The following is a 23,916-nucleotide window of genomic DNA, read 5'->3' on the forward strand; positions in this document are numbered from 1 at the left end:
TCTCTCTTTTGCCCTCTGATATTGATTTACTTTTACTTAATCACCCTTGCCCTTGTTACCGGCGAACTCTGCCGATTCTCCCACAGCACCGTCAGGCCGCGCTGAAGCGCAATAAAGACAAACAGCAGGATCCCGATGGCGATTTTGGTCCACCATGAACTCAGGGTGCCATCGAAGTTGATGTACGTCTGAATCAGCCCCTGAATCGCCACGCCAAACAGCGTGCCCAGCACCGTCCCTACCCCACCGCTTAACAGCGTGCCGCCGATCACCACCGAAGCAATGGCATCCAGTTCAACGCCGACGCCCGCCAGCGCATAGCCTGCCTGGGTATAAATGGAGAAGACAATTCCCGCCAGCGTCGCCAGCCCGGTGGAGAGCATATAGATGCGGATCGTGGTACTACGCGTCGAGATCCCCATCAGGTTCGCCGAAGTTGCGCTGCCGCCGATGGCGTAAACCTGATTGCCAAAGCGGGTGCGGTGAGCCATAAAAATCCCGGCGACCACCACCAGCAGCATCAGCAGCCCCATCGCGCTTAAGCGACCGCCGCCGGGGATCATCCATGCCAGGCTGGAAAGCGTGTCATAGACCGGGTGATTAATAGGAATAGACTCTTCGGAGACCAGGTAACTGACGCCGCGCAGGAAGAACATTCCGGCGAGAGTGATAATAAAAGCAGGGATCTTCAGCGCATCAATCAGCAGCCCCATAAACGCGCCAAAGGCGCAGCCCATCACCAGCACCAGCGGAAACGCCACCAGCGGCGAGATCCCCCAGAAACCGATCGCTTTGGCAAGAAATACCCCGGTAAACGCGATCACCGATCCCACCGACAGATCGATCCCGCCGGAGAGGATCACAAAGGTCATGCCGACGGCAATGATCCCAAGGAAAGCGTTATCGGTCAGGATATTGCAGATGACCCGCGTCGAGGCGAAGCCCGGAAACTGGGTGAGACAGTAGAGATACCCCAGCACAAATACCGCCAGGGTGATCATTAACGGTAAATTACGTTTTATCATGGCCGCGCATCCCCTTCAGTAAGCTGATAAAGCGCGGCGACTGGACGATCAGTACGCACAGCACCACCACGGCTTTGACCACCTGGTTAAGCTCCGGCGGAAATCCTGACAGCAGGATCCCGGTATTCATCCCCTGGATGATCAGCGCCCCGACCACCGAGAGCAACAGGTTAAAGCGCCCGCCCATCAGCGAGCCGCCGCCGATCACCACCGCCAGAATAGCGTCCAGCTCCAGCCATAATCCGGCGTTATTGGCATCGGCACCGCGAATATCCGCCGCCACGATAATCCCGGCGATAGCGGCACAAACGCCGCTTAATACGTAGGCCAGCATCACCACGATGCGGGTATTCACCCCGGCGTTTTTCGCCGCACGGATGTTAATGCCCACCGCTTCAATAAACATCCCCAGCGCGGTCTTGCGGGTAAACAACCAGAATAGCGCCAGCGTAACGATGGCAATGATCACTGGCGTCGGGAACAGCAGCAGAGATCCGCTGCCGAGCCAGGCCAGATGCGGGGAGTCAAAGGTCACAATTTGCCCGGAGGTAATCAATTGCGCCACCCCGCGTCCGGCGACCATCAGAATTAGCGTGGCGACGAACGGCTGGATCTTCAGTATTGCCACCAGAATCCCGTTCCACAGACCGGCCAGCGCACCGGCCGCCAGTGATGCCAGCAGCACAACCGGCAGACTGTGCCCCGCCACGGTCATCGATGCCGCCGTGGCTCCAGCAATTGCCATCACCGCGCCCACAGACAGGTCAATCCCACCGGTAGCGATAACCAGCGTCATGCCGATCGCCAGCAGGGCTACCGGCGCGGCGCGGTTCAAAATATCAATCGGGCTGCCGAACAGCCGCCCTTCCTGCAACACTATCTGGTAGAAATGCGGAGCCACCAGGCTATCAACGACCAGCACCAACAGCAGTGCAATAATTTGCGGCATCCCTTTTGGCCAGCTAAAGCGTCGTTTTGGCTGGCCGGTTTTTGGAACAGATCGAGGCATCATCGGTTACTCCTTATGCCGCAATAGCGTTCATGATCGCCGGGACGGAAAGTTCGCTCAGAGCCAGCTCTGCTACCTGCTGACGATCGCGCATAATAATCACCCGATCGGCGTAACCTACCAGCTCTTCCAGCTCCGAAGAGATAACCAGCAGCGCCAGGCCATCGGCGCAGAGGGTTTCAATCAGGCGGATGATCTCCGCATGGGCACCCACGTCGATGCCGCGAGTCGGTTCATCAAGGATCAGGAACTGTGGTTTAGTCAGCAACCAGCGGGAAAGCAGCACCTTCTGCTGATTACCGCCGGAGAGGAACTCGATCGGCTGCTCGGCGCTGGGAGTACGAATGCCCAACTGGCGAATAAAGCGCTCGGCAATCTCATTTTGCTCGCGTCGGCCAATCGGGCGCAGCCAGCCGCGCTGTGCCTGGAGCGCGAGAATAATGTTCTCCCTTACCGAAGCGGCGGCAATAATACCGTCGGTTTTACGGTCTTCCGGGCAAAAGCCGATTCCAAGGCAGGAGGCCTGATGCGGCGATCGCAGCGTTTGCAGTTTGCCTTTGATCCACGCTTTGCCGCTATCAGCAGGTTTAATACCGAAGATCACTTCCGCGGTTTCCGTGCGTCCGGAGCCTAGCAGCCCCGCCAGTCCGACTATTTCACCGGGGCGAACCTGCAGATTAAACGGTGCGATGGTGCCTTTTTTGCCAAAATCTTCGAAGGCAGCGACCGGTTTATCACTCAATAGAGTGCGGCCCGCTCGCTGCAGGGCGTTATGCTCCAGCTCGCGGCCGAGCATCATTTTTACCAGTTCGATTTGCGGCAGCTCACGGGTTTCCCGACAGCCGACGAAGCCGCCATTACGCAAAACGGTGATCCGGTCGCTCACGGCATAAACCTGGTCGAGGAAATGGGTCACAAAAATCAGGCTGACGCCGCTATCGCGCAGCTGGCGCATCAGAGTAAACAACATCTCCACCTCCTGGGTATCCAGGCTGGCGGTAGGTTCATCAAGAATTAAGACTTTTGCTGACAGGTCGATCGCCCGACAGATAGCAACTATCTGCTGCATCGCGACCGAAAAGCGGTTGAGCGGCTCGCGCACGTCGAGGGAAAAACCGTAGGATTCCATTAGCGCCGTGGCGCGCTTTTCCATCTCTTTGCGCCGCAGCAGGCCAAAACGACGTGGTTCACGACCAATAAACAGATTATCCGCCACCGACATATTCGGCAGCAGGTTCACTTCCTGGTAAACGGTGCCGATCCCCAACTGCTGGGCATGGGCGGTATTCTTCGGCGAGATCTCCTGACCTTCCAGCCAGATGGCTCCGCGCTCGGCATGATAAACGCCGGTCAGCGCTTTAATCAGGGTGGATTTACCCGCGCCGTTTTCGCCTAACAGAGCCATGATTTCGCCCCGGCGCAGGCTAAAATTAACGTTATCCAGCGCCTTCACGCCGGGGAAAAATTTGCTTAGCCCTTCGGTACGAAGGATTTCCTGATGCGATTCGCCGTTCATGCTCTCCCCTCACCTTTGCCCTCTCCCCGACGGGGGGAGAGGGAGCTCAGCCGTGCTTTAGCAACCGGGGAAATCCCGGAGGCGGCGCTGCGCGCCTGTCCGGACTACCCGATCCGCAGACGGCGGTGAACCTGCAATTCGCTACTCAGTAGCCCATATTTTTCTTCTTCTCTAACTCTTCTTTCGCCGTATCCGGTAAATAGAGCGTCGATTTGGTGATGGTCACTTTCTCCGGCAGAGTGCCGTCTTTTTTGTATTTCTCCAGCGCGTCAAACGCCGGGCCGGCCATATTTGGCGTCAGCTCTACGCTGGCGTTCGCTTCACCAGCCATCATCGCTTTATAGATATCCGGCACGCCGTCGATAGAACCGGTCAGAATATCTTTGCCCGGCTTCAGCCCGGCCTCTTTAATCGCCTGAATTGCACCGATCACCATGTCGTCGTTATGGGCGTAAACCATGCAGATGTTCTTGCCGTTGTTTTCCGCTTTGATAAAGCTCTCCATCACTTCTTTGCCCTTACTGCGGGTAAAGTCACCGGACTGAGAGCGGATAATTTTGATATTGGAAGCTTTGGAAATTGCCTCAGCAAAACCTTTCTTACGGTCAATCGCCACGCTGGCCCCAACCGTGCCCTGCAGTTCAACGACGTTACAGGGTTTACCGTCAACGGTTTTCACCAGCCACTCGCCAATCAGCTGGCCTTCCAGCACGTTGTTGGCGGTGACGGTGGTCATGTAGAGGTCTTTATCTTTGACATCAATAGAACGATCGAGCAGGAATACCGGGATTTTGGCTTCTTTCGCTTCTTTCAGCACCGGCTCCCAGCCGGTCGCCACGACCGGTGCGATAAAGATGGCGTCAACGCCCTGTGCGATAAAGGAACGTACGGCTTTAATCTGGTTTTCCTGTTTTTGCTGAGCGTCGGCAATCTTCAGAGTGATACCGCGCTTCGCGGCTTCCTCTTTTGCGACGTTGGTTTCGGCCGCACGCCAGCCGGATTCAGAGCCGACCTGCGAAAAACCTACGGTCAGAGGGGCAGCCATGGCCATAGATGACATAGCTGCGGAAACTGCTGTGACAAGAAGTAAGCGCTTCCACATAAGAGGATCCTCGTAGGGTTATTGTTGGTTAAAACCTCACCTGCGGACAAACTATAGACAATCGGAGATGTAACTGAATGCGTTACATCACACTTCAAAAAAGTTAATTAGATGTTAACACGCTTAGCTCGCAGCAGTAGAGAGCCGATAAGGCTTCGCGACCTGCGCGACCCTCACCGTTTATAACGAAATTTTGCACGCTTTGAGATATCAAGCAGATGCGATGAAAACGGTTACATAATTTTATTCAGGATGCGGCTATGTTTATGGATTTTCAGGCTGTATTGCAGGAAAAAATTCGGACACCGCCCACCCGTTCTGGCGAAAAAGAAGCAAAGACATTCGATGTGAGTTGGCTATAATACCGGGCACTTGTTTGCCATACATTTTAAAGGAAACAGACATGAGCTTACTCAACGTACCTGCGGGCAAAGATCTGCCGGAAGACATCTACGTCGTGATCGAGATCCCGGCGAACGCAGATCCAATCAAATACGAAGTCGACAAAGAGAGCGGTGCACTGTTCGTTGACCGTTTCATGTCCACGGCGATGTTCTATCCGTGCAACTACGGCTACATCAACCACACCCTGTCTCTGGACGGTGACCCGGTAGACGTTCTGGTCCCGACGCCGTATCCGCTGGAGCCAGGTTCTGTGATCCGCTGCCGTCCGGTTGGCGTTCTGAAAATGACCGACGAATCCGGTGAAGATGCGAAACTGGTTGCGGTACCGCACACCAAGCTGAGCAAAGAATACGATCACATCAAAGATGTGAACGACCTGCCAGACCTGCTGAAAGCGCAGATCACCCACTTCTTCGAGCACTACAAAGATCTCGAAGCGGGCAAATGGGTAAAAGTTGACGGCTGGGACAACGCTGAAGCAGCTAAAGCTGAAATCGTTGCGTCCTTCGAGCGCGCTAAGAAGTAATCTCTCTCAGGCAGGGCGTCTGCCCTGCCTGTTTGCGGCAACGGATCGCTGCAGCCTTGCACAAGAGGGAACCTTGTGAAGAACACCCGCTATTTCACTCTGAATTTTACCGGATTTACCACCGCAGCCTCTGAGAAGCAGAGCTATCTGCGCCTTGCCGCTGGCGACCACGTTTTTTATACCGATACACGTTACTTCCAGGATCCCACGCTTTTTGAGCAGCTTAAGCTCAACCAGCCGCTGCATATTGGCGCTCGCCGCCTGCCGGACGGCAGCTTCTGGATCCACTGGCTGAGCGACGGCAACGTTCTGCTCGAACCGGCCAGGCCGTCGCTGAAAAGCAAACTATTGATGTTTTTTATCGGTACTCTGGTGTTTGCCGCCGCCGCGTATCCAACGTATTTCTTCACCACAACCTGGGTGGTTATTGTTTTTGGGATTATCGCCGCGCTGGCGCTAGTGCCTGCGCTGATGGGCATCGGCGGGCTGTTGCATCGCTTCGCACAAAAAATACACCCTGGAATGCGTGGGCTCATGGCGAGAATGAGCCTGGCACGACGCAAAGATGTTTCATTCTGCCAACCCATCTCCCCCGCCGTCAGCAGTCATATACAGCCCTTTGCCGCCGATAATCCTGTCCCGCCGCGCTTCAGCGTTGAAGAAGGGATAATCAAAAGTCTCTATTTTAAGAAGTGGTCCACTGGGGCAGGAAAAACGCATCGCGACTATCACGGCGTACTGTTCCAGTGCAGCGCCGCACCGCTCTCCTTCTCCTGGCAAACCACCGGCACCCGGTGGGGCCTCCACCCTCTTTTTTACCGCCGTCATCCGCCTTTTCTCGCCAAAGGCGATCGGATACTCGCCGTATATCGACGGGATAACGGCAACGTTCAGGCGCTGTATAACGGCAGCGGCGGCGGCGCTTATCTGAAAGCTCATCCGTTCTATCCCGGCGAACAGCAAATGTCGCAGATCTATAAGGTGTTTTATAGCATCGCGCTGGTCATGTTCCTGTTTATGTTCGGCCTGGAGCTGAATGATATGCGAGCATCCGGCTGGGACGGCTGGAAACTTGCCACAGAGATGCTCGACCTGTTTTCCTTAACGTTGTTATGCATCGGCGGGGTAATCGCACTCCTCGAACTGTGCGGCCTGGCGACCCGTATGCTCTCAAGCCGCGTGGGCGACTGGATAGCGTTACAGCGTACATTTAAGCGCTACCTCGGTCGCACCGAAGCTAACACCACGCTTCAGGAGCTGATGTAATGTTCAGCACGATAAAGCGCCGGTTACTGTTTCTCGCGATAGTCACGCTGGCGGCTTTTCTGTGGTCCGCGATATTTTCGTTTAACCTCTTTCTGCCCAATATCTCGTGGCACCAGCACCAAATGAGCGGCGAGGGAAAAGAGGTTGAAGACCCAATTATCAGCAGCTTTACCAACGGTGCGCTGTTTATCAGCCACGAACAGCTGTTTACCGTCAAACGCTATGAGCTGGATAAACAACAACAGCGCGTTATTCATCATTACAATCCGCCGCTTGAACGAATAACGCCCCTTATGCCCCAGTTGCTTAATGCCCGTCTCGTGGCAAAAGAGCAGCTGGAACGCGATATTAAAGGCCGGTATAACCGGTTTACTTCTGCCGACCGCGGGGATGACAGGTTTAACATTCCTCTGACCAGCATCATGCATCTCGATCGCCAGGGCCAGCTCCAGGCTTCCGCGCTATGGCTGGGGGATATCGACGCCCCTGTTTGCACGCGTCAGGGTGAGTGCTATCTGATTGCCGATGGGCCTTTTCACGCCAACAAGAGCGTCTGGTATAGCCCGGACGGCGGCATCAGTTGGCAGCAACTGACGCAGTGGCGCTTTCCTGAGCCAGATATGCCGTCACGCTTTTATTCCCAGAAGCTGGTCAGCGCCGAGGCTGGCAAGCTATGGCTGGCGGACCAGTACACGCTTTCCGTTTCAGAAGACCAGGGACAAAGTTGGCAAATCGCTGCCGATATTCGCCCACTGCTAAAGCGCAACACTATCCAGTGGGACAATAGCGCAGAACAGTCTGCCAGGTTGAGCCAGCTACGCTGGTATATCGATAACCACCAGCGGCTACTGGCCGACGTCACCGTTTCGCTTCCTGAAGGCCGGGGAGAACGACGCTTTCTCTATAACGTGGTCTCGTCACAGCAGGAGCAAATTCTCGCCACCAATATCCGCGATATCGCCCGTTCGCCGCAGGGGCAAATTTTCCTGAGCAGCAGAATAAGCGCTTCTCGCTTTGGCCTGTATCGGCTAGAAGAAAACGGTACGTCGCAGTTGGTACTTGAACATATCGATCGGTTAGGGAAAATTTATGCCGGGCTTAACCTGCTGGCGGTAGAAAAAGATATCGGCGACAGAACGCATCTGTATCTTTCCCGCGATGGCGACAAAAATTGGCAACGCTATAAGCTACCGGGGAAAAACGGGGTATTTGATGGCGCTGGCGATCGGTTTATCCGTTTCCCTGAGTATTACCGTACGTTGAACTATCAGATCGGTACATTTGAATAACCTGCCTGTCCCTATTTACGGAGAGTTGAGCAAAAGGAGATTTCATGGCTCAGAGAACAATAGCTATAACACTACCGGTATTTATTGCCCTGACGCTATTGCCGGGACATGTCAGCGCCGGGGCGCCCTTAACACAGGGTGAATTAAAGCAAATAAGCCGGGAAGATGATGATTTCGACGATCGCACAGAAAAGACCATTATCGCCGGACCCGCAACGATTTCATTAAATGAGATTGCTGTACTAAATTTACCAGAAAATTATATTTATGCTGAAGAGATAAAAACCTACGGCAAGCCGCTGAAAAACATCTCAGAATTCAGATGCACCAGATATATATCACCACGCTATGGCAGTAAGAACCGGTTATGTATAAAAATTGCCAACGTCGGTTATTTAAGGCTATCGGACGATCTTTCTCTTTTGAAGGACAGGGCTGAACAGCTACAGCTGCGAATTCCACCGAAGCATACCTGGCCCTTTCCTGAAACGATCGATTTTAACTGGCTACAGCTGCCTGATTACAATAAACAAAATCATACCTTATCCTGGGCGTATCGCTATGTGTACGACAACAAAACTAAAGAGTATGAGCGCCCGGAAAGCTTCACCGATCAAGAGATAAGCGCGGTCATGTTTGGCCAACGGCACATCATCTGGCTGACCAATGGCGATTACTATGGCGCGGAGAAACTCCAGCCGCAACTGGTCGATTGGATGAACAGAATAACCTTTAATACTGCTTATCAATATCAGGAAAATCAGGTTCCCTCCTGTGGCGATCTGCCGCCGGGCGATAGCGCGCTGGAAGGCCTCGCATACGACTATTCCGCCGATCCGAAACGCTGCTTCCCTTACCCGCTGGAGTATTTAATTAATGGTTTGCCTGAGTATACCGATGGCAATAAGAACATTTTTGATTTTATTTCCCGGGTACGAATGGCAAGAAAAGCCGTATGGATTAAACAGAGCTACTAATATATGGATATTAAAAAAATACGCTTTTGGGGTCTGACATTGGCCCTGTTTCTCACCGGCTGTGATAACGGACAGCAGCAAACCTCCTACCAGGTAACGCAACTGAACGACCAGCAGTGGCTCCCGGAAATTCAGAAACGCTTTGATATCGCTAACCGCTACGCAAACCAGGCGATCTGTATTATTACCCGACAGAAGATAAAAGCGGAGTTCACTTCCTGGTACCAACCGACTGCAGGGATCCCATGGTTTATTCAGCAGGGTCTGGTTGAGGAGAAAATTGAGATTGAGGCGGGTAAATATACCAACTACTACTACCGTCTCACGGATAAAGGCGCCGCCAGCAGCCCAAGCTGGCCCTATAGCGAGAGAACCGGCCTGTGCTTCGGTAATGTGCAAGTGGAAAAAATTAGCCAGATAAGTCCATCAAATGACCAGAGAGCCGTCACGGTCGATTTCATTTACCATATCGCTAACGTTCCTGACTGGGCGCAAGAATTAATGCCACAGCTTTTTCCGCAGATGAAAGAAGGCAAAATCACCGGCAGCGCCCGATTCAATATGGCGGATAAAACGCACTTACGCAGCCTGTCCGGTATCGGCAATTATTACGTTGGTGAAGACAAGTTCTTCAATGCGAATTGATAAGGATCTTACCTGTGCTATTGAAGAAAACGATCTGCGGGTTATTTATCTTCACGTTATTCGGCTGCGACGATCGGGATTATCTGGCGGATATCAACACACAGTTGATAACCTGGATCGACAAAGCGCACTGCTTCGGAGTTCGTAAGCCGGGGATTTCATTTCCCTGGGATATCAGGCAGCCGGAAAGCCAAAGCGCCGATAGCGTAAAAACCCAGCAGACGCTGGAGAATTTTGTCACTTTGGGGCTGCTCACCACGCAAACCCTCGCCTATGAAAATAATAAAACGTTGACGATTAACCGCTATATCCTCACGGCTGAAGGGCGTAAATACTGGCGGAAACAAACGTCCTCATTCTGCTTCGGTTCGATAAAAGCGATTAAAACTACCGGGACGGAAGATGTGAAGGCCTGGTTTGCTGGAGGAATGGAAAGTAAAAGCAAAAAAATTGACTATGACTACCAAATAGAGAATGTCCCCGGCTGGGCCCAAAAAGATACCTTATATCAGATGTATGATATACAGCCGCTTTACTATAACGGCCATACGCATTCAGCCACTGCCATCTATGATAAAGAAAGAGCAAAATACCTTACTCTGCGGCATACCGGTTTAGCTGAAATCGGCTACCCGCGCATGTTCTGGCCGAAAAATCTGCAATAGCTAATTTGTCGCCCCCCTCAGCCAGGAAGTTCTGAGCCGCCATTTCCCGGGTGGCGGCTGTCGCCTTACCCGGGGTGCGGTCTGGGGGTTGGTAGCCCGGACAGATGCGCAGCATCGCCTCCGGGAAATGCTACCACTCTGCTCCCGGGGGCGGCACAAAGCGCCTGCCCGGGCTACGGATTCACCGCCGCCTGCAAGCTGGTAGCCTGGACATGGCGCGCTGAGGCAGGCAACAAAACCAGCCACTGCTAACCCACAGATAAAACAACGCCACCCGAAGGTGGCGTTATCATTATTAATACTGGTCTTTGTCCAACCAGTTGCCGCTTTCTATCAGCGTGAATCCCTCGACGGGGCGCTGATAGACATACATCCAGGCGCTGCCATAGGGCGTCTGGATCAGGTGACGAGCATACTCGCCGCCTTTGGTACGCAGCGCATCCAATTCGGCCAGCGTCGATGCGTCAATACGATAGACCTCACCATGTACCGTGCCATCTCCGGGCACCGCGCCTGGATAGTGGCCCAGGCTATACAGTTGATAATCATTGACACTATGATCGCCCAGCCACTGAGCGTTGGTCATCCAGTGGCTGTTGCCTTGCTTGCGTCGTAAACTGCCGTAAACAAATATTCGCATTGCTAAAACTCAAACTGATAGAGCAAATCGAGAGCCTGGTCTACGCCAGACACCGCTTCCATATATAGCTTGGGCATCAGGCGATAGCGTAACGTCAACGTCGCCAGGGAGTCAAAGATCCCTACCCCATATTTTACCTGCAGACCCGGCAGCACATAGCCGCTGACCACCACCTGAGAGGAATCGCCTACCCCTTCGGTATCCAGCGCCAGATTGCTTACGCCAAACGTCTCGCCGATTTTACCCACAACCTGACCACTTTGTGCAACCCCCATACCAATAAGCATTGAAGTCATCGCCGCACTATCGCTCTGTCCGCTGCTTAAACCCTGCCCTCGTAGCAGGTAAGAGAGGGCTTCCTGCTGCGACATAACCGGATCAGAGAAAATCTCCGCTTTCGGCTGATCTGCCGATCCGGTCACGCGAACGCCAGCGATCACGTCGTCTTCTGTCGCATCTGGGTTGCGAATGGCTTCGATATTCAGCAGAGGCTGATCCGGCGGACCAGAGAACAGCAGCTCGCCTTTACGCACAATCAGGTCCTGACCATAGGCATGGAATCGACCTTCCGGGATGTTAATCTGCCCGTTCAGCCCCAGCCCCTGTTTATCCTGAGCCACTTTCAAATCGCCGGTCAAACGCGCTTTCAGGCCAAAGGCATCGAGACGCACGTTGTTGCCAACATGAATCGTCAGGTTACTGTTGATTGGGATACCGGCGCTCTGCTGCTTGATGGGCTGCAGATTTTTATCCAGCATCACTTCATCAGAAGAGACGCCAACGGCGCTTTCCGGCACTTCGTTAACAACGATACGCGCCCACGGAACATCGACGTTGCCATCAAGGCTAAACAGGCTCGGCGTGGCGGTAAAGACGACGTCCGGCGACACATCAAGGCGTACCATTGGCGGCACGGTTATCCGCACCCGGCTGCCCTTCGCCGCAATTTGCGCGCGCCAGTTATCAATCTGCGTCCAGTCGGCGTTACCGCTCAGGGCAATCTGTCCCTGGCTGGTATTCACCGTCCCCTGCAGCGTCGAGCGCGTACCGGTAAAGTTCATCGCCAGCTGACTCGGACGCATATCAAACGGCATAAAGTTGCCTTCAACATCGACGCCGTTTAGCTGCATCTGGCCGAACAGCTGCGGACTCTGGAGGTTGCCGCCAAGGGTGAGACGCGCGTTAAGCTTCCCTTCGGCCTTCTCTCCGCGCGAGAAGATAGGGTTAATCATCGCCAGCGAGAAGTTGTTGATATTGACGTTGCCGCCGAGATTACGTCTGCCCTGCGGATCGGTGATTTGCACCTGTCCATCCAGTTGGCCGTTATTGGTCAGGCGAATCAGCCAGCCCAGTTGAGCACGGTTATTGTGCAGATCGGCCGTGAGGTTCAGGGTATCGAACGCCACCGGCAGCGGCGCATCGTTCACCGTCTGAGTCACCTTCACGTTACGCCCGTTCAGGGTGACCTTGCCCTGCGGCAGCCCCTCTTTGGTGGTGTCCCAGCTCACATCGGCGTTACCGCTAAACACGCCGCTGGCTTGCGTCGCTTCCGGCATAAACGGCTTCAGCATCGCGAGGTCGAAACGATTGAGATTCACCACCGCGTGTCCGCTGGCCCCGGCGTCGATAGTCTGCGGCACGCACAGCTCGGCGTTCGGGTTAGTCCAGCAATGTGGCCCGATGCTGATTTTCTGTTCCAGGTTACGGTAATCCAGCGCGATGTCGCGCGTTAGCGCAACCGGCCCAACCGGCGTCTGGAAGCGGGTATTGCTTAGCGTCCCTTTCCAGCGCTCCTCTTTACGGTCAAAGCTGCCCGCCAGCGATAACTGTCCGGAAACCGGATCGCCCTGCACCCGCAGCTGCAGGTCGTGCTGCTTCTCGTTACCCTTGGCATTGAGCTGTACCAGGCTGATATTGACGCCCGGCTGGCTGATGCGGTCTACGCGCACGTCGAGGTTTCCACCAATCTGGTCGGTTGATTTCACGTCACCCTTCACGTTCACCTGAGCAACGGACAGCTCCTGCCAGCGCAGCGACCGGGCGGTGATATCCGCCAGCAGCTGCGGCGCGTCAACGGTACCTCGAACGTTTACCAGCCCCTTCGCCGTGCCGCCGAGGCCCGGTAGCGCGTTGTCGAGATGCGGAGCATCAATGGTGGCATCGAGTTTAAGGTCTTTGACCCCCAGCTCGCCTTTCACGTCGGCGCTATTGGGACCTAGCGCCAGATGCAGACCGGGGATTTTCCACTGCATATAGCTGTTGCCCTGCAGTGAGCCGCTGACATCGACCTTATTCTGTTTCACGTTACCGGTGATTTTCAGCTCCGGCACCGACATCTGCCAGCTGCCGCCGTACAGGCTGCCCTGGGTCTTAATCAAACCGTTGAGCTTCGACGGCCAGTCTGGCACCTCTTTGGCGGTATTGATGCCGTCAAGGGTCAGCTCTCCGCGCCAGCTGATTGCCTGCTGCCAGTCGAGCAGCGCTTTCAGCTCGGTTTTCCCTTCCAGGGCGGCGACGGTCAGCTTATCGAGATTAACCTGCTGCTCGTTGCCCTTCGCGTTCAGGTTAATCTTCGCCGGTGGCAGCGATTTTCCTTTCACCGCGGTGCTGAAAGCCAGAGTGTAGTCGGTCATCTTGCCGTTAAATTTCAGCAGCACATCGTCGGCCTGGAACTCCTTCTCGCCGGTAAAGGGCCAGTAGAGCTGCTTGCTTTTAACCTCCATATCCAGCGGCAGCCCAGCTTCCGCCAGCTGCGCTTCGGCGCGTAGCGTCATCGCCACGGAGCCAGCTAAATCCACGCCGACCTTCAGTTTTTTACGTACTTCGCCGCCCACTTTCAGCTGCACCTTCTCACCCTTGAGCGGATCAATGTTCAGCGTACTGTTGAGGGTGATATCAACCGGCCAGTTGTCCTGCAACTGAGCGCTACCGGAAGCGGTGACTTTCCCCTGGTCAGAGTCCACGTCCAGCGCGTCCAGCTTCATCTGCCCATCAATGCTGCTCACTTTAAGCAGCAGATTGTAGATGGTCATATCGGTATCGCCGGTCAGGCGCAGCTGTTCGCCGCGGAACTCCTGAATATTGAGATTCAGCGGCAGATGGACGTCGGCCATCTCCGGCAGCACCGGCTTCGAGAAGAGGTCTTTCATCGTCTCGCCGAGCGGCTTTTCTTGCGGCTGCGGGTTTTCAATTTTCGGCTCGACGACCTGCTCCTGGGCCACTTTCGCCACCTTCGGCAGCGCGATCAGCAATCCTTGCAGGGAGGTCGGCGTCAGGGTCAGGTTTTTCTCCTGCCAGTTCAGGCCCGTGGAAAAGTCGCGCAGCGAAACGGCGGTATCGTCAATTTTTACGTTAACGTTATGCAGCGCCACCCGGCTCAGGGTAATCGGATACGGAGTAGAAAGATTTAGCGGACCGCTATCTTCTTCCTCTACCGGCGCCGCCGGCGGCATTTTGCTGGTGTCGATCGCCACATAAATGTCGCGCAGAGAAATATCGTTGACGCACAGGCTGCTGTCCCACAGGCAGCGTAGCTTGACGCCAAGGTGAAACTGACCCGCGGTGACCGCCACACCCGGCTGCTCAAAGCGCACGTTTTCCAGCGTCAGGTCACGCCAGCCGCCGGTGGCCTTGCCGATTTCCAGCCCCGGAACCCAGCGGTCGGCGGCTTTAATCACCAGATGCAAGCCGGTGGTGGTGCCGACCAGAAATCCAACCGTCCCCAGCAGCAACACTAAAAAGATCAGTACGCCGAGGCTTATCTTCTTCCATAAACTCATAATTCAGGCCCCAGACCGATGTAAAACTGTAAACCGTGCTCTTCTTTGTCGCCTATCGGCCTGGCGATATCCAGTTTGATCGGCCCGACCGGCGACTGCCAGCGCACGCCAAGGCCCGCGCCGGTTTTGAAATCACTCTTACGGATATCGCTCACCGCTTCGCCGCTATCGACGAACACTGCCCCCCACCACTTGCCGGTCACGTTGTACTGATATTCCAGCGAGCCGGTAGCCAGCTTCGAGGCCCCCATCAGCTTGCCGTCATCGTCTTTAGGCGAGATAGATTTGTATTTATAGCCGCGAATACTGCGGTCGCCACCGGCGAAGAAACGCAGATCTGGCGGGACTTTGCTGAAGTTATCGGCTTCAATCCAGCCGAGGTTGCCGCGCACCACGAAGCGGTGGCGATCGTAGAGGGTACGGATCCAGACGTCCTGCGCCTGCATCACGATAAAGTTAATGTCCGAGCCCCACATGGTGTTGGAGTAGTCCACCGAGTAGCGCTGCGAATCGCCCCAGGTCGGCATCAGGCCGCCGCGCGAGCGGGTCCGGTTCACCGACACGCCGGGGTAGATAAGCATCGTAGTGTTGGTGACGTTGGCCTGGGTAAAGTGGTCAAGGCTCCAGCGCAGGTTCAGCGCGCGCTGCCAGCCGCTCGACATCTCCCAATAGCGCGATACCGCCAGGGTCGTTGAGTCGGCTTTAGTATCGTTAAGATCCGTACGTTTAAAACCGCCCTGCATCAGGTAGTACTGCTCAAGCGGGCTTTTTAACAGCGGGACTTTATAGCTGAAATCAAGCTGCTGCTCAGGGGCAGAAACGCTGAGGCTGGAGGTCAGACTATGACCGTAGGAGTTCATCCACGGCTTTTTCCACGTCCCCTTGACGCGCGGCCCAACGTCGGTGGAATAGCCGACACCGGTTTCAACAGTATTCTCTTTACGCGGGGAGACCACGCCTTGTAAAGGTAGAACTTTGGTCTGGCGAGACTTTTCAAACTGCGGCGCGACCACCACCGAGCTAAACCAGCCGGTCGCCGCCAGGCGGCGGTTGAGTTCGGCTAAATCCTGCGAGGTGTAGTAGTCGCCCTGTTTAAACGGCACCAGGTTTTGCAGATACTCGTCGCGAATCTGCGAACCTTCAAAGGTCACGGGGCCAAAACGGTAGCGTTCGCCGCTGTTGTAGTCGATATCCCAGAAGGCCTGATGTCTGTCGAGAGAGACGCCGAGCTGGCTTTTATTAAACTCGCTATCAAAGTAGCCTTTACGCAGCGCAACGCGGGTCAGGGAGCTTTTGAAGCCATCATAGTCGCTGTGATTCAGCACGGTGCCGATAGCCGGGCGCGTTTTGAGCAGATCCAGATAGTCGCTGTCGGTTCGGGCCCCACCGCGCAAAATCACTTCGGTGCCGCCAATACGCACCGGCTCGCCGGGCGTCACTTTAGCGATCAGGACCTGACGCCCCTTCGCCGGCGGCGGACGTAAATCAAAATCGATCGTTGGTTCGTAGTAGCCCAGCGCTTTCAGGCCTTCGCGGATGGCGTCATCAACGCGCGCACGGAAGCGCCGGTCCGGCGTCACTTCATCGCTCTGGATCGTGGATAGTTGGGCGCGGACGTTTTTTTCCAGTTCCCCGGATAACCCCTCAACCTGCAAACGCACGCTCGCTGCGCTGGCGACCCCGCTAACCAGCAAAAGGCTGGTGATACATAACTGGCGGATTTGTAGCACGTTTTCTCCTGAATATCCTTGTTTCCCCCCGAAGGAAACGAAAGTGCCGTTCCACGGCTTAACAAAACCCCAACAACTGAGGGTTGAAAAATAGACGTTAACCCAAATAATTCTTATGTTTAAATCTAGACGTATTGAGCGTGTTTATTGTGTTAAAAGACACGCTTCGTTACAACCTTAACCACATTTTCTGTTTTGAGAGGCCCACCGTGAGTCTATTTGATAAAACGCATCTTGTCGCCCAGGCGGACGCGCTGCCGGGACGCAACACGCCGATGCCGGTGGCTACGCTCCACGCCGTCAATGGCCATTCGATGACCAACGTTCCGGCTGGAATGGAAGTTGCGCTGTTTGCCATGGGCTGTTTCTGGGGCGTTGAACGCCTGTTCTGGCAGCTCCCTGGCGTATACAGTACCGCCGCAGGCTATACCGGCGGCTATACGCCAAATCCGACCTACCGCGAAGTGTGCAGCGGCGATACCGGTCATGCCGAAGCCGTGCGCGTGGTCTACGATCCGCAGGTCATCAGCTATGATCAACTGCTACAGGTATTCTGGGAAAATCACGATCCGGCGCAGGGTATGCAGCAGGGTAACGACCACGGTACGCAGTATCGTTCCGCAATTTATCCGTTAACCCCGGAGCAGAACGAGGCAGCAAAGGCCAGCCTGGCACGTTTTCAGGCGGCAATGAATGATGCCAACGACGCGCGCGCTATCACCACCGAGATCGCGACGGCGAAACCGTTCTACTACGCGGAAGACGATCATCAGCAGTATCTGCACAAGAACCCGTACGGATACTGCGGTATCGGGGGGATCGGAGTTTGTTTGCCGCCGCAGGCCTGATATCGCTGACCGGCAGGCCGCCGGGTTGAATAATTAACGCTCTGGCGGCTTTACAGTACCTTACGCTATACTACCCCGTGTTACAGCCGGTCCAGTGCCTTCGGACCGGTTTTTTGTGTATTCCACATGAGCGTTATCCACTTCCCTTCCGAGGATCTGATCTCAACGGTCAGATAAGATATGTTAAACAGTATTTTAGTAATACTTTGTCTGATTGCCGTCAGTGCGTTCTTTTCGATATCGGAAATCTCGCTGGCCGCATCACGTAAAATCAAACTCAAACTGCTGGCCGATGATGGCAACGTGAACGCCCAGCGCGTTCTCAAAATGCAGGAGAACCCCGGCACCTTCTTTACCGTGGTGCAGATCGGCCTTAACGCGGTGGCGATTCTCGGCGGTATCGTCGGCGACGCCGCATTCTCTCCGGCCTTCCACAGCCTGCTGAGTCGCTATATGTCGCCGGAGCTGTCCGAGCAGTTGAGCTTCATCATCTCCTTTACCCTGGTCACCAGCCTGTTCATCCTGTTTGCTGACCTGACTCCGAAACGCATCGGTATGATTGCGCCTGAAGCCGTCGCTTTACGCATCATCAACCCGATGCGCTTCTGCCTGTTTGTCTTCCGCCCGCTGGTGTGGTTGTTCAACGGCATGGCCAACAACATCTTCCGCATCTTCAAAATTCCAATGGTGCGTAAAGATGACATTACTTCTGATGATATTTACGCCGTGGTGGAAGCCGGGGCGCTGGCCGGGGTGCTGCGTAAGCAGGAACATGAACTCATCGAGAACGTGTTCGAGCTGGAATCACGCACCGTGCCTTCATCCATGACCTCACGTGAAAACGTCATCTGGTTCGATCTGCACGAAGATGAGCAGAGCCTGAAGAATAAGGTCGCCGAGCATCCGCATTCCAAGTTTCTGGTGTGCAACGAAGATATCGACCACATCATCGGCTACGTTGACTCTAAAGACCTGCTGAACCGCGTGCTGGCGAATCAAAGCCTGGTACTAACCGGTGGGGTGCAGATCCGCAATACGCTGATTGTCCCGGATACCCTGACGCTGTCAGAAGCGCTGGAAAGCTTCAAAACCGCCGGTGAAGACTTCGCGGTGATCATGAACGAATATGCGCTGGTGGTCGGGATTATCACCCTCAACGACGTGATGACCACCCTGATGGGCGACCTGGTTGGTCAGGGGCTGGAAGAACAAATCGTCGCGCGCGATGAAAACTCCTGGCTGATTGACGGCGGCACGCCAATTGACGACGTGATGCGGGTGCTGGATATCGATGATTTCCCGCAGTCCGGCAATTACGAGACCATTGGCGGCTTTATGATGTTTATGCTGCGGAAAATCCCCAAACGCACCGATGCGGTGAAATTCTCCGGCTATAAGTTCGAAGTGGTGGATATCGACAACTATCGCATCGACCAGCTGCTGGTGACCCGAATCGACAATAAACCGACGGTGCTGGTACCTAAACTGCCGGATGCCGCGGATAAAGAAAAAGAGTCGGCGTAATTTTTTCTCGAACACAATCGTGCTCGCGGTTCCTGCCGGGCGGCGGCTAACGCCTTGCCCGGTCTACAAAACCCACACTATCAACGAATTCCGCATTTGTCGTAGGCCCGGTAGGCGCTAGCCGCCACCGGGCGATTCCAGAGAAGTGCACTTTACCAATAAACTGAGGTGGATTAAAAATCCGCCTTTTTTATTGCCCGAATGTGAAGCGGCTCACGCCTCACTGGTGATAGCAGATTTTTACTGCTCCATAGCGAAACTTTCATGACTCCCCCTTACGCAAAAAGGTAACTTTGCTCGCGACAACACGATCATATTCCTGCATAAAGGAAGCGAGGGTTACCATGATAGAATCAAATAAAAATTACTATATAAGCTGTCTATTTTTCCTGTTCTTCTTTATTGGCTGGGGATGCTGTTACCCCTATTTATCTCTGTGGCTGACGGAGACTATCGGTATTAATTACACCGATGTGGGTCTGGTTTATTCCTTCACTGCGATTATTGCCGTTTGCGTTCAGCCATTATTCGGCTTTGTCTCTGATAAATTAGTTTACCGTAAGAATCTGATGTGGATGCTGGCGATAATTATTACCTTATTCGCGCCCTACTGGATTTACGTCTTCGCCCCCCTATTAAAAATTAACGTCTTTCTCGGCGCGCTGGCAGGAGGCATCTATATTGGTCTGGCCTACGGTGCAGGCTGCGGTATTTGCGAAGCCTACATTGATAAGGTCAGCCGCGCTTCCGGGTTTGAGTTCGGCCGCGCCAGAATGTTTGGCGGCATTGGCGCCGCTATCGGCACCTTTGCGGCAGGTAAGCTCTATGGGATCGACCAGAATATGATTTTTTGGCTGGCCAGCTGTGCCGGGGTTTGCCTGCTGGTGATTGTCTGGAAAATGCAGATTGATACTCGTAAGCAGGGTGCAATGCAGCCTGGCAAGGCTTCACCGATCACCTTAAGCGATGCCACATCGCTGCTGAAAATGAAGAAATTCTGGTTCTTCGCCATTTATATGGTTGGCGTTGGCGCGGTGTATGAAACCTACGATCAACAGTTCGCCATCTATTACAGCCACTTCTTTGAGAGCAAAGCACGCGGCGCAGAGGTCTTCGGCTATTTAACCACCGGTCAGATTTTCCTTGATGCCATAGTGATGTTCTTCGCCCCGTGGTTCGTCAATAAAATTGGCCCGAAAAACGCCCTGCTGTACTGCGGGATGATTATGAGCCTGCGTATTATCGGTTCCGCCTGGGCCGTCGGCCCGGTCTCCATCAGCCTGATTAAACTGCTCCACGGTTTCGAAAGTTCGGTCCTGCTCGTTGCAGCATTAAAATATATTTTTGCCAATTTCAACCCGCTGCTTTCCGCCACCGTTTATTTAATCGGCTTCCAGTTTTCTAAAAGCTTTAGTTCTATTTTCCTTTCTACCGGTATCGGTCATATGTACCAGAGCATGGGCTTTACCAGCAGCTACATCGTTCTCGGCGGTATCGCGCTGTGCTTTACGCTGATTTCGTTTATTACTCTCGACAAAGCCCGAACTTTTGTTCCACAGCCGGTCCCCGCGCATTAATTTAAGGAGGTAAATTTTATGTCTGCTTTATATTATGGTGTTGCTTATTACGATGAATATATGCCAGAAGATCGGCTGGCGAAAGATATCGCCTTAATGCAAGAAACGGGCATTAACGTAGTACGTATTGCCGAGTCCACCTGGAGCACCCTTGAGCCGCAAGAAGGGGTGTTCAACTTCTACCATATCGACCGGGTACTGGACGCCATGCACGGAGCCGGGATCGCGGTAATTATCGGCACGCCGACCTACGCCGTCCCGACCTGGCTAGTGGCGAAACACCCGGACGTTCTGGTCACTACTGTGGACGGGCAGCAAAAATATGGCCCACGACAGATCATGGATATCGTTAACCCGACCTTTCGTCGCTATGCCGAAAAGATTATCCGAACCCTGATGGCCCACGTGCAGCACCATCCGGCGATTATTGGCTGGCAGTTGGATAACGAAACCAAGCATTACGATAATATCGGCCGCTATATGCAGGAGGGCTTTGTGCGCAGCCTGCAAGAGCAATATCCCGATCTGGCGCAGTTGAATAAAGACTTTGGTCTGGATTACTGGAGCAACCGCATCGATAGCTGGCAGGATTTTCCACCGGTCGAAAATACGATTAACGCCAGCCTCGCCTGCGCCTTCTCCCGCTACCAGCGCCAGCAGGTGACGGAATATCTGGCCTGGCAGGCGGAGATCGTGCGCGAATATGCGCAGCCGCAGCAGTTTGTCACCCATAACTTCGATTTTGAATGGCGCGGTTACTCCTATGGCGTGCAGCCGCGAGTCGATCACTTCGCGGCGGCGCAAGCGCTAGATATTGCCGGTGTCGATATCTATCACCCGGGCCAAAAGCACCTGACCGGGCGGGAAATCGCCTTCGGCGGCGCCATCACCCGCTCGCTAAAGCAGGGCCAGAACTACTTCGTGCTGGAAACCCAGGCGCAGGGCTTCGCCCAGTGGACACCCTACCCCGGACAGCTACGTCTACAGGCTTTTAGCCATGTGGCATCCGGTGCGGCGATGGTCTCCTACTGGCACTGGCATTCAATTCATAACTCATTCGAGACCTACTGGAAGGGGTTGCTAAGCCATGACTTCTCGCGCAACGCGACCTGGCAGGAAGCCACCACTATCGGCGCTGACTTCGCGCGTCTGTCGCCGCAGTTGGCGGATCTGCGGGCAGAAAACGACGTCGCGCTGCTGGTAAGCAATGAGGCGATGGACGCCCTAAACCAGTTCCGCCCCGGCGACGCGCAGGGCAATATTTACAACGATATTTTCCGCCGTTTCCATGATGCGCTATACGACCACAATATCAGCGTCGATATCATCCACGACGTCAACGAAGAGACCTCGCACTATCGCACGCTGGTTATCCCCGGGTTATACGCCGCCGACGATGGCCTGCTGGAGCGGATCAACCGCTATATTGAGCAAGGCGGCAGAGCGCTAATCGGCTTTAAATCGGGCTTTAGCGATGAAAACGTGAAGGTGCGCAGCAGCACGCAGCCGGGGATTTTGCACCGGGCCTGCGGTGTGAGCTACAGTCAGTTCACCCTGCCGGAGGAGACCACGGTGGCCTCATGCAGCGCAGCGATCGATTGCAGCAAGGATAACCAGGCCGAGCTATGGATGGAGCTGCTGACGCCGGATTCCGGCACCCGCACGTTATTACGTTATCAGCATCCGGCGTGGGGCGAATATACTGCCGCCACCGAGGCGGCTTACGGTCAGGGTCGCGCAATTTACGTGGGCTTCCTGCCGCAGAAGACATTGATTAGCCAGCTGTTTGACGCCCTGACCGCAGGTCTGGATCTGCACTCGCGCACGTCTGAATATCGCTATCCGCTGGTGGTCAAAAAAATGCGCAATCGCAATGGCAACAGCATCCACTTCTTGTTCAACTACTCCGGTGAGCCGCTGGAGTTTATCAGCGAAAAGGCAGGCAAAGCGTTATTGAGCGGGGATGAAGTGCGCTGCGGCCAGCCGTTGCGTCTCAAGGCATGGGAATTTAGTATCATCGAAAGTTAATCAAGCAGCGGCGCTCAGGCGGGGGGAAATATGGAGCTGGATATCAACGAGTTACTCAATTTCTCACCCTTGATGAAGACCTTTACCTTCAACGCCTGGGTTGTCGCGGGCTTTACCCCCATCACTCGCGGTTCAAAGCTGGACTACTACATTAACCGCCCGCAGGGAATGAAAGGCTATATCATCAATCTGACCCTGCGTGGGCAGGCACGCGCCAAAGCGGGCGACGGCTCCCTTCTGTTCCGTGAAAACGATCTTTTGCTGTTCCCGCCCGGCGTGGCTCACCATTATGGGCGGGACGAACACAGCGAGTACTGGGATCATTTATGGATCTACTTTATCCCCCGGCCCTATTGGATAGACTGGCTGAAATGGGATCAATCTACCCACGGTATCGGCAAGACAACGGTTAACAATCCTGAGCAGTTGCAAAATCTGCGCGATCTTTTCTATGAGGTCATCCGTCATCACTCGGCGTCTGCCCCGCTCTCAGAAGCGCTGGCGATGAACGCGCTGGAACGCCTGATCCTCAGTTGCTTCCAGCTACAGCCGATCAGCAATCGCCATGCTCACGATCCGCGAATTAACGCCATATGCGACTACCTTAACGAGCATATCGCTCAGGAGATCAAGATTGAGACCCTCGCCGCGATGGTTTTTATCTCCCCTTCGCGGCTGGCGCACCTGTTCAAAAATGAGCTGGGGCAGACAGTATACGCCTGGCGCGAGACCCAGCGGATTAACCGCGCGAGATGGTTGATTCAGAGCACTTCGCTGCCGCTTAATAAAATCGCGCTGTCGGTGGGTTACGGAGATCCGGTCTATTTCACGCGAATTTTCCGTAAACATAACGGCATCCCGCCGGGCGAGTACCGTAAACGCTATGCGGAAATGAAGGGATAAGCCCAGAAACATCAACGGCTCCCGTTGGGAGCCGCCTTTTTACCGTGTAGCCATACTACTTTTCAGATTACGCCATCTCTGTCTGCAGACGCATAACCTGACGGTTGACTTCAGACATCACTGACAAATGCAGCTTGTCCCTAACCTTCGGGATAAGGATTTTGCCCTTATCGAACTCAAAAGCGCCAACATCCTTGATATACAAACGTCCACGGAACAGGATTTTCACGTACTTCGCTACTTGTAGCGGGTTGTAGCGTTGGAAAATTTTCATTGTTGTCTCCTGCCAGGGTTACGCTCTTGTGGTGCCACAGTTAGCCCACGTATCGGGAGCGCAAATTTTAATGCCCTGAAACTATAGTCCAGAATCTGAGTGATACCCAGTATGTATAAGTTTATTTACTCTTTGATGACATTAATTCAGAGTTTTCGTTTCAGGCATCCGATGAAGGTAGTATAAGT

Annotated in this window: 19 protein-coding genes; 11 read left to right on the forward strand and 8 right to left on the reverse strand. The window is 54.3% G+C overall.

Features of this window, described 5'->3' with window-relative positions; genetic code table 11:
* Positions 1–32 precede the first annotated feature (32 nt).
* The 4 genes from yjfF to ytfQ all read right to left on the reverse strand — a co-directional run bounded on the left by yjfF (position 33) and on the right by ytfQ (position 4,652).
* On the reverse strand, positions 33–1,025 hold the full coding sequence (gene yjfF / locus FN082_RS04130; RefSeq protein WP_142981187.1) for a galactofuranose ABC transporter, permease protein YjfF: 993 nt from the start codon (positions 1,023–1,025) through the stop codon (positions 33–35).
* The gene (gene ytfT / locus FN082_RS04135) at positions 1,012–2,037 is read right to left on the reverse strand and encodes a galactofuranose ABC transporter, ATP-binding protein YtfT (RefSeq protein WP_139540984.1); all 1,026 of its coding nucleotides are present in this window, start codon (positions 2,035–2,037) and stop codon (positions 1,012–1,014) included. Before ytfT ends, yjfF begins: the two co-directional genes overlap by 14 nt.
* Positions 2,038–2,047: 10 nt before the next feature.
* Positions 2,048–3,550 carry a galactofuranose ABC transporter, ATP-binding protein YtfR gene (gene ytfR / locus FN082_RS04140; RefSeq protein ID WP_142462347.1) on the reverse strand — a complete coding sequence of 501 codons (1,503 nt, stop codon included), beginning with the start codon at positions 3,548–3,550 and terminating at the stop codon, positions 2,048–2,050.
* A 145-nt stretch (positions 3,551–3,695) separates the two neighbouring features.
* Entirely contained in the window at positions 3,696–4,652 is a 957-nt protein-coding gene (ytfQ, locus tag FN082_RS04145) for a galactofuranose ABC transporter, galactofuranose-binding protein YtfQ (protein WP_064356162.1), read from the reverse strand.
* Positions 4,653–5,055: 403 nt separating this feature from the next.
* On the opposite strand from ytfQ, the gene ppa reads away from it, so the two are divergent.
* The 6 genes from ppa to FN082_RS04175 all read left to right on the forward strand — a co-directional run bounded on the left by ppa (position 5,056) and on the right by FN082_RS04175 (position 10,425).
* The gene (ppa, locus tag FN082_RS04150) at positions 5,056–5,583 is read left to right on the forward strand and encodes an inorganic diphosphatase (protein ID WP_005134479.1); all 528 of its coding nucleotides are present in this window, start codon (positions 5,056–5,058) and stop codon (positions 5,581–5,583) included.
* Between the two features lie 75 nt (positions 5,584–5,658).
* Entirely contained in the window at positions 5,659–6,849 is a 1,191-nt protein-coding gene (locus FN082_RS04155; protein WP_142981188.1) for a hypothetical protein, read from the forward strand.
* Positions 6,849–8,138: a hypothetical protein gene (locus tag FN082_RS04160; protein ID WP_142981189.1), complete on the forward strand. Its 1,290-nt coding sequence runs from the start codon at positions 6,849–6,851 to the stop codon at positions 8,136–8,138. Before FN082_RS04155 ends, FN082_RS04160 begins: the two co-directional genes overlap by 1 nt.
* Positions 8,139–8,182: 44 nt before the next feature.
* Positions 8,183–9,115, forward strand: a complete 933-nt coding sequence (locus FN082_RS04165) for a hypothetical protein (protein ID WP_142981190.1) — start codon at positions 8,183–8,185, stop codon at positions 9,113–9,115.
* A 3-nt stretch (positions 9,116–9,118) separates the two neighbouring features.
* Positions 9,119–9,760, forward strand: coding sequence for a hypothetical protein (locus tag FN082_RS04170; RefSeq protein WP_139540978.1), 642 nt, complete (start codon positions 9,119–9,121; stop codon positions 9,758–9,760).
* Positions 9,761–9,774: 14 nt separating this feature from the next.
* Positions 9,775–10,425, forward strand: a complete 651-nt coding sequence (locus FN082_RS04175; protein ID WP_139540977.1) for a hypothetical protein — start codon at positions 9,775–9,777, stop codon at positions 10,423–10,425.
* 295 nt (positions 10,426–10,720) lie between these two features.
* Here FN082_RS04175 and FN082_RS04180 read toward each other — a convergent pair whose 3' ends face one another.
* The 3 genes from FN082_RS04180 to tamA are packed head-to-tail and all read right to left on the reverse strand — an operon-like array spanning position 10,721 to position 16,574.
* Entirely contained in the window at positions 10,721–11,065 is a 345-nt protein-coding gene (locus FN082_RS04180; RefSeq protein WP_004098039.1) for a gamma-glutamylcyclotransferase family protein, read from the reverse strand.
* A gap of 2 nt (positions 11,066–11,067) precedes the next feature.
* Positions 11,068–14,844, reverse strand: a complete 3,777-nt coding sequence (tamB, locus tag FN082_RS04185; protein WP_142981191.1) for an autotransporter assembly complex protein TamB — start codon at positions 14,842–14,844, stop codon at positions 11,068–11,070.
* Positions 14,841–16,574, reverse strand: a complete 1,734-nt coding sequence (gene tamA, locus FN082_RS04190; protein WP_139540975.1) for an autotransporter assembly complex protein TamA — start codon at positions 16,572–16,574, stop codon at positions 14,841–14,843. Before tamA ends, tamB begins: the two co-directional genes overlap by 4 nt.
* A gap of 209 nt (positions 16,575–16,783) precedes the next feature.
* On the opposite strand from tamA, the gene msrA reads away from it, so the two are divergent.
* The 5 genes from msrA to araC all read left to right on the forward strand — a co-directional run bounded on the left by msrA (position 16,784) and on the right by araC (position 23,454).
* Positions 16,784–17,422: a peptide-methionine (S)-S-oxide reductase MsrA gene (gene msrA / locus FN082_RS04195; protein ID WP_139540974.1), complete on the forward strand. Its 639-nt coding sequence runs from the start codon at positions 16,784–16,786 to the stop codon at positions 17,420–17,422.
* Between the two features lie 180 nt (positions 17,423–17,602).
* Complete coding sequence (locus tag FN082_RS04200; RefSeq protein WP_139540973.1) at positions 17,603–18,946, forward strand: hemolysin family protein; 1,344 nt, start codon at positions 17,603–17,605, stop codon at positions 18,944–18,946.
* Positions 18,947–19,290: 344 nt separating this feature from the next.
* Positions 19,291–20,523 (forward strand): oligosaccharide MFS transporter, encoded by a 1,233-nt coding sequence (locus FN082_RS04205; RefSeq protein ID WP_139540972.1) that lies wholly within the window; start codon positions 19,291–19,293, stop codon positions 20,521–20,523.
* An 18-nt stretch (positions 20,524–20,541) separates the two neighbouring features.
* The gene (locus tag FN082_RS04210) at positions 20,542–22,551 is read left to right on the forward strand and encodes a beta-galactosidase (RefSeq protein ID WP_139540971.1); all 2,010 of its coding nucleotides are present in this window, start codon (positions 20,542–20,544) and stop codon (positions 22,549–22,551) included.
* A gap of 30 nt (positions 22,552–22,581) precedes the next feature.
* Positions 22,582–23,454 (forward strand): arabinose operon transcriptional regulator AraC, encoded by an 873-nt coding sequence (gene araC / locus FN082_RS04215; protein ID WP_139540970.1) that lies wholly within the window; start codon positions 22,582–22,584, stop codon positions 23,452–23,454.
* A gap of 67 nt (positions 23,455–23,521) precedes the next feature.
* Here araC and FN082_RS04220 read toward each other — a convergent pair whose 3' ends face one another.
* Positions 23,522–23,728: a DUF1107 domain-containing protein gene (locus tag FN082_RS04220; RefSeq protein ID WP_112216172.1), complete on the reverse strand. Its 207-nt coding sequence runs from the start codon at positions 23,726–23,728 to the stop codon at positions 23,522–23,524.
* Between the last annotated feature and the right edge of the window lie 188 nt (positions 23,729–23,916).

It is taken from the genome of Klebsiella spallanzanii, assembly GCF_902158555.1.
Lineage (GTDB): Bacteria > Pseudomonadota > Gammaproteobacteria > Enterobacterales > Enterobacteriaceae > Klebsiella > Klebsiella spallanzanii.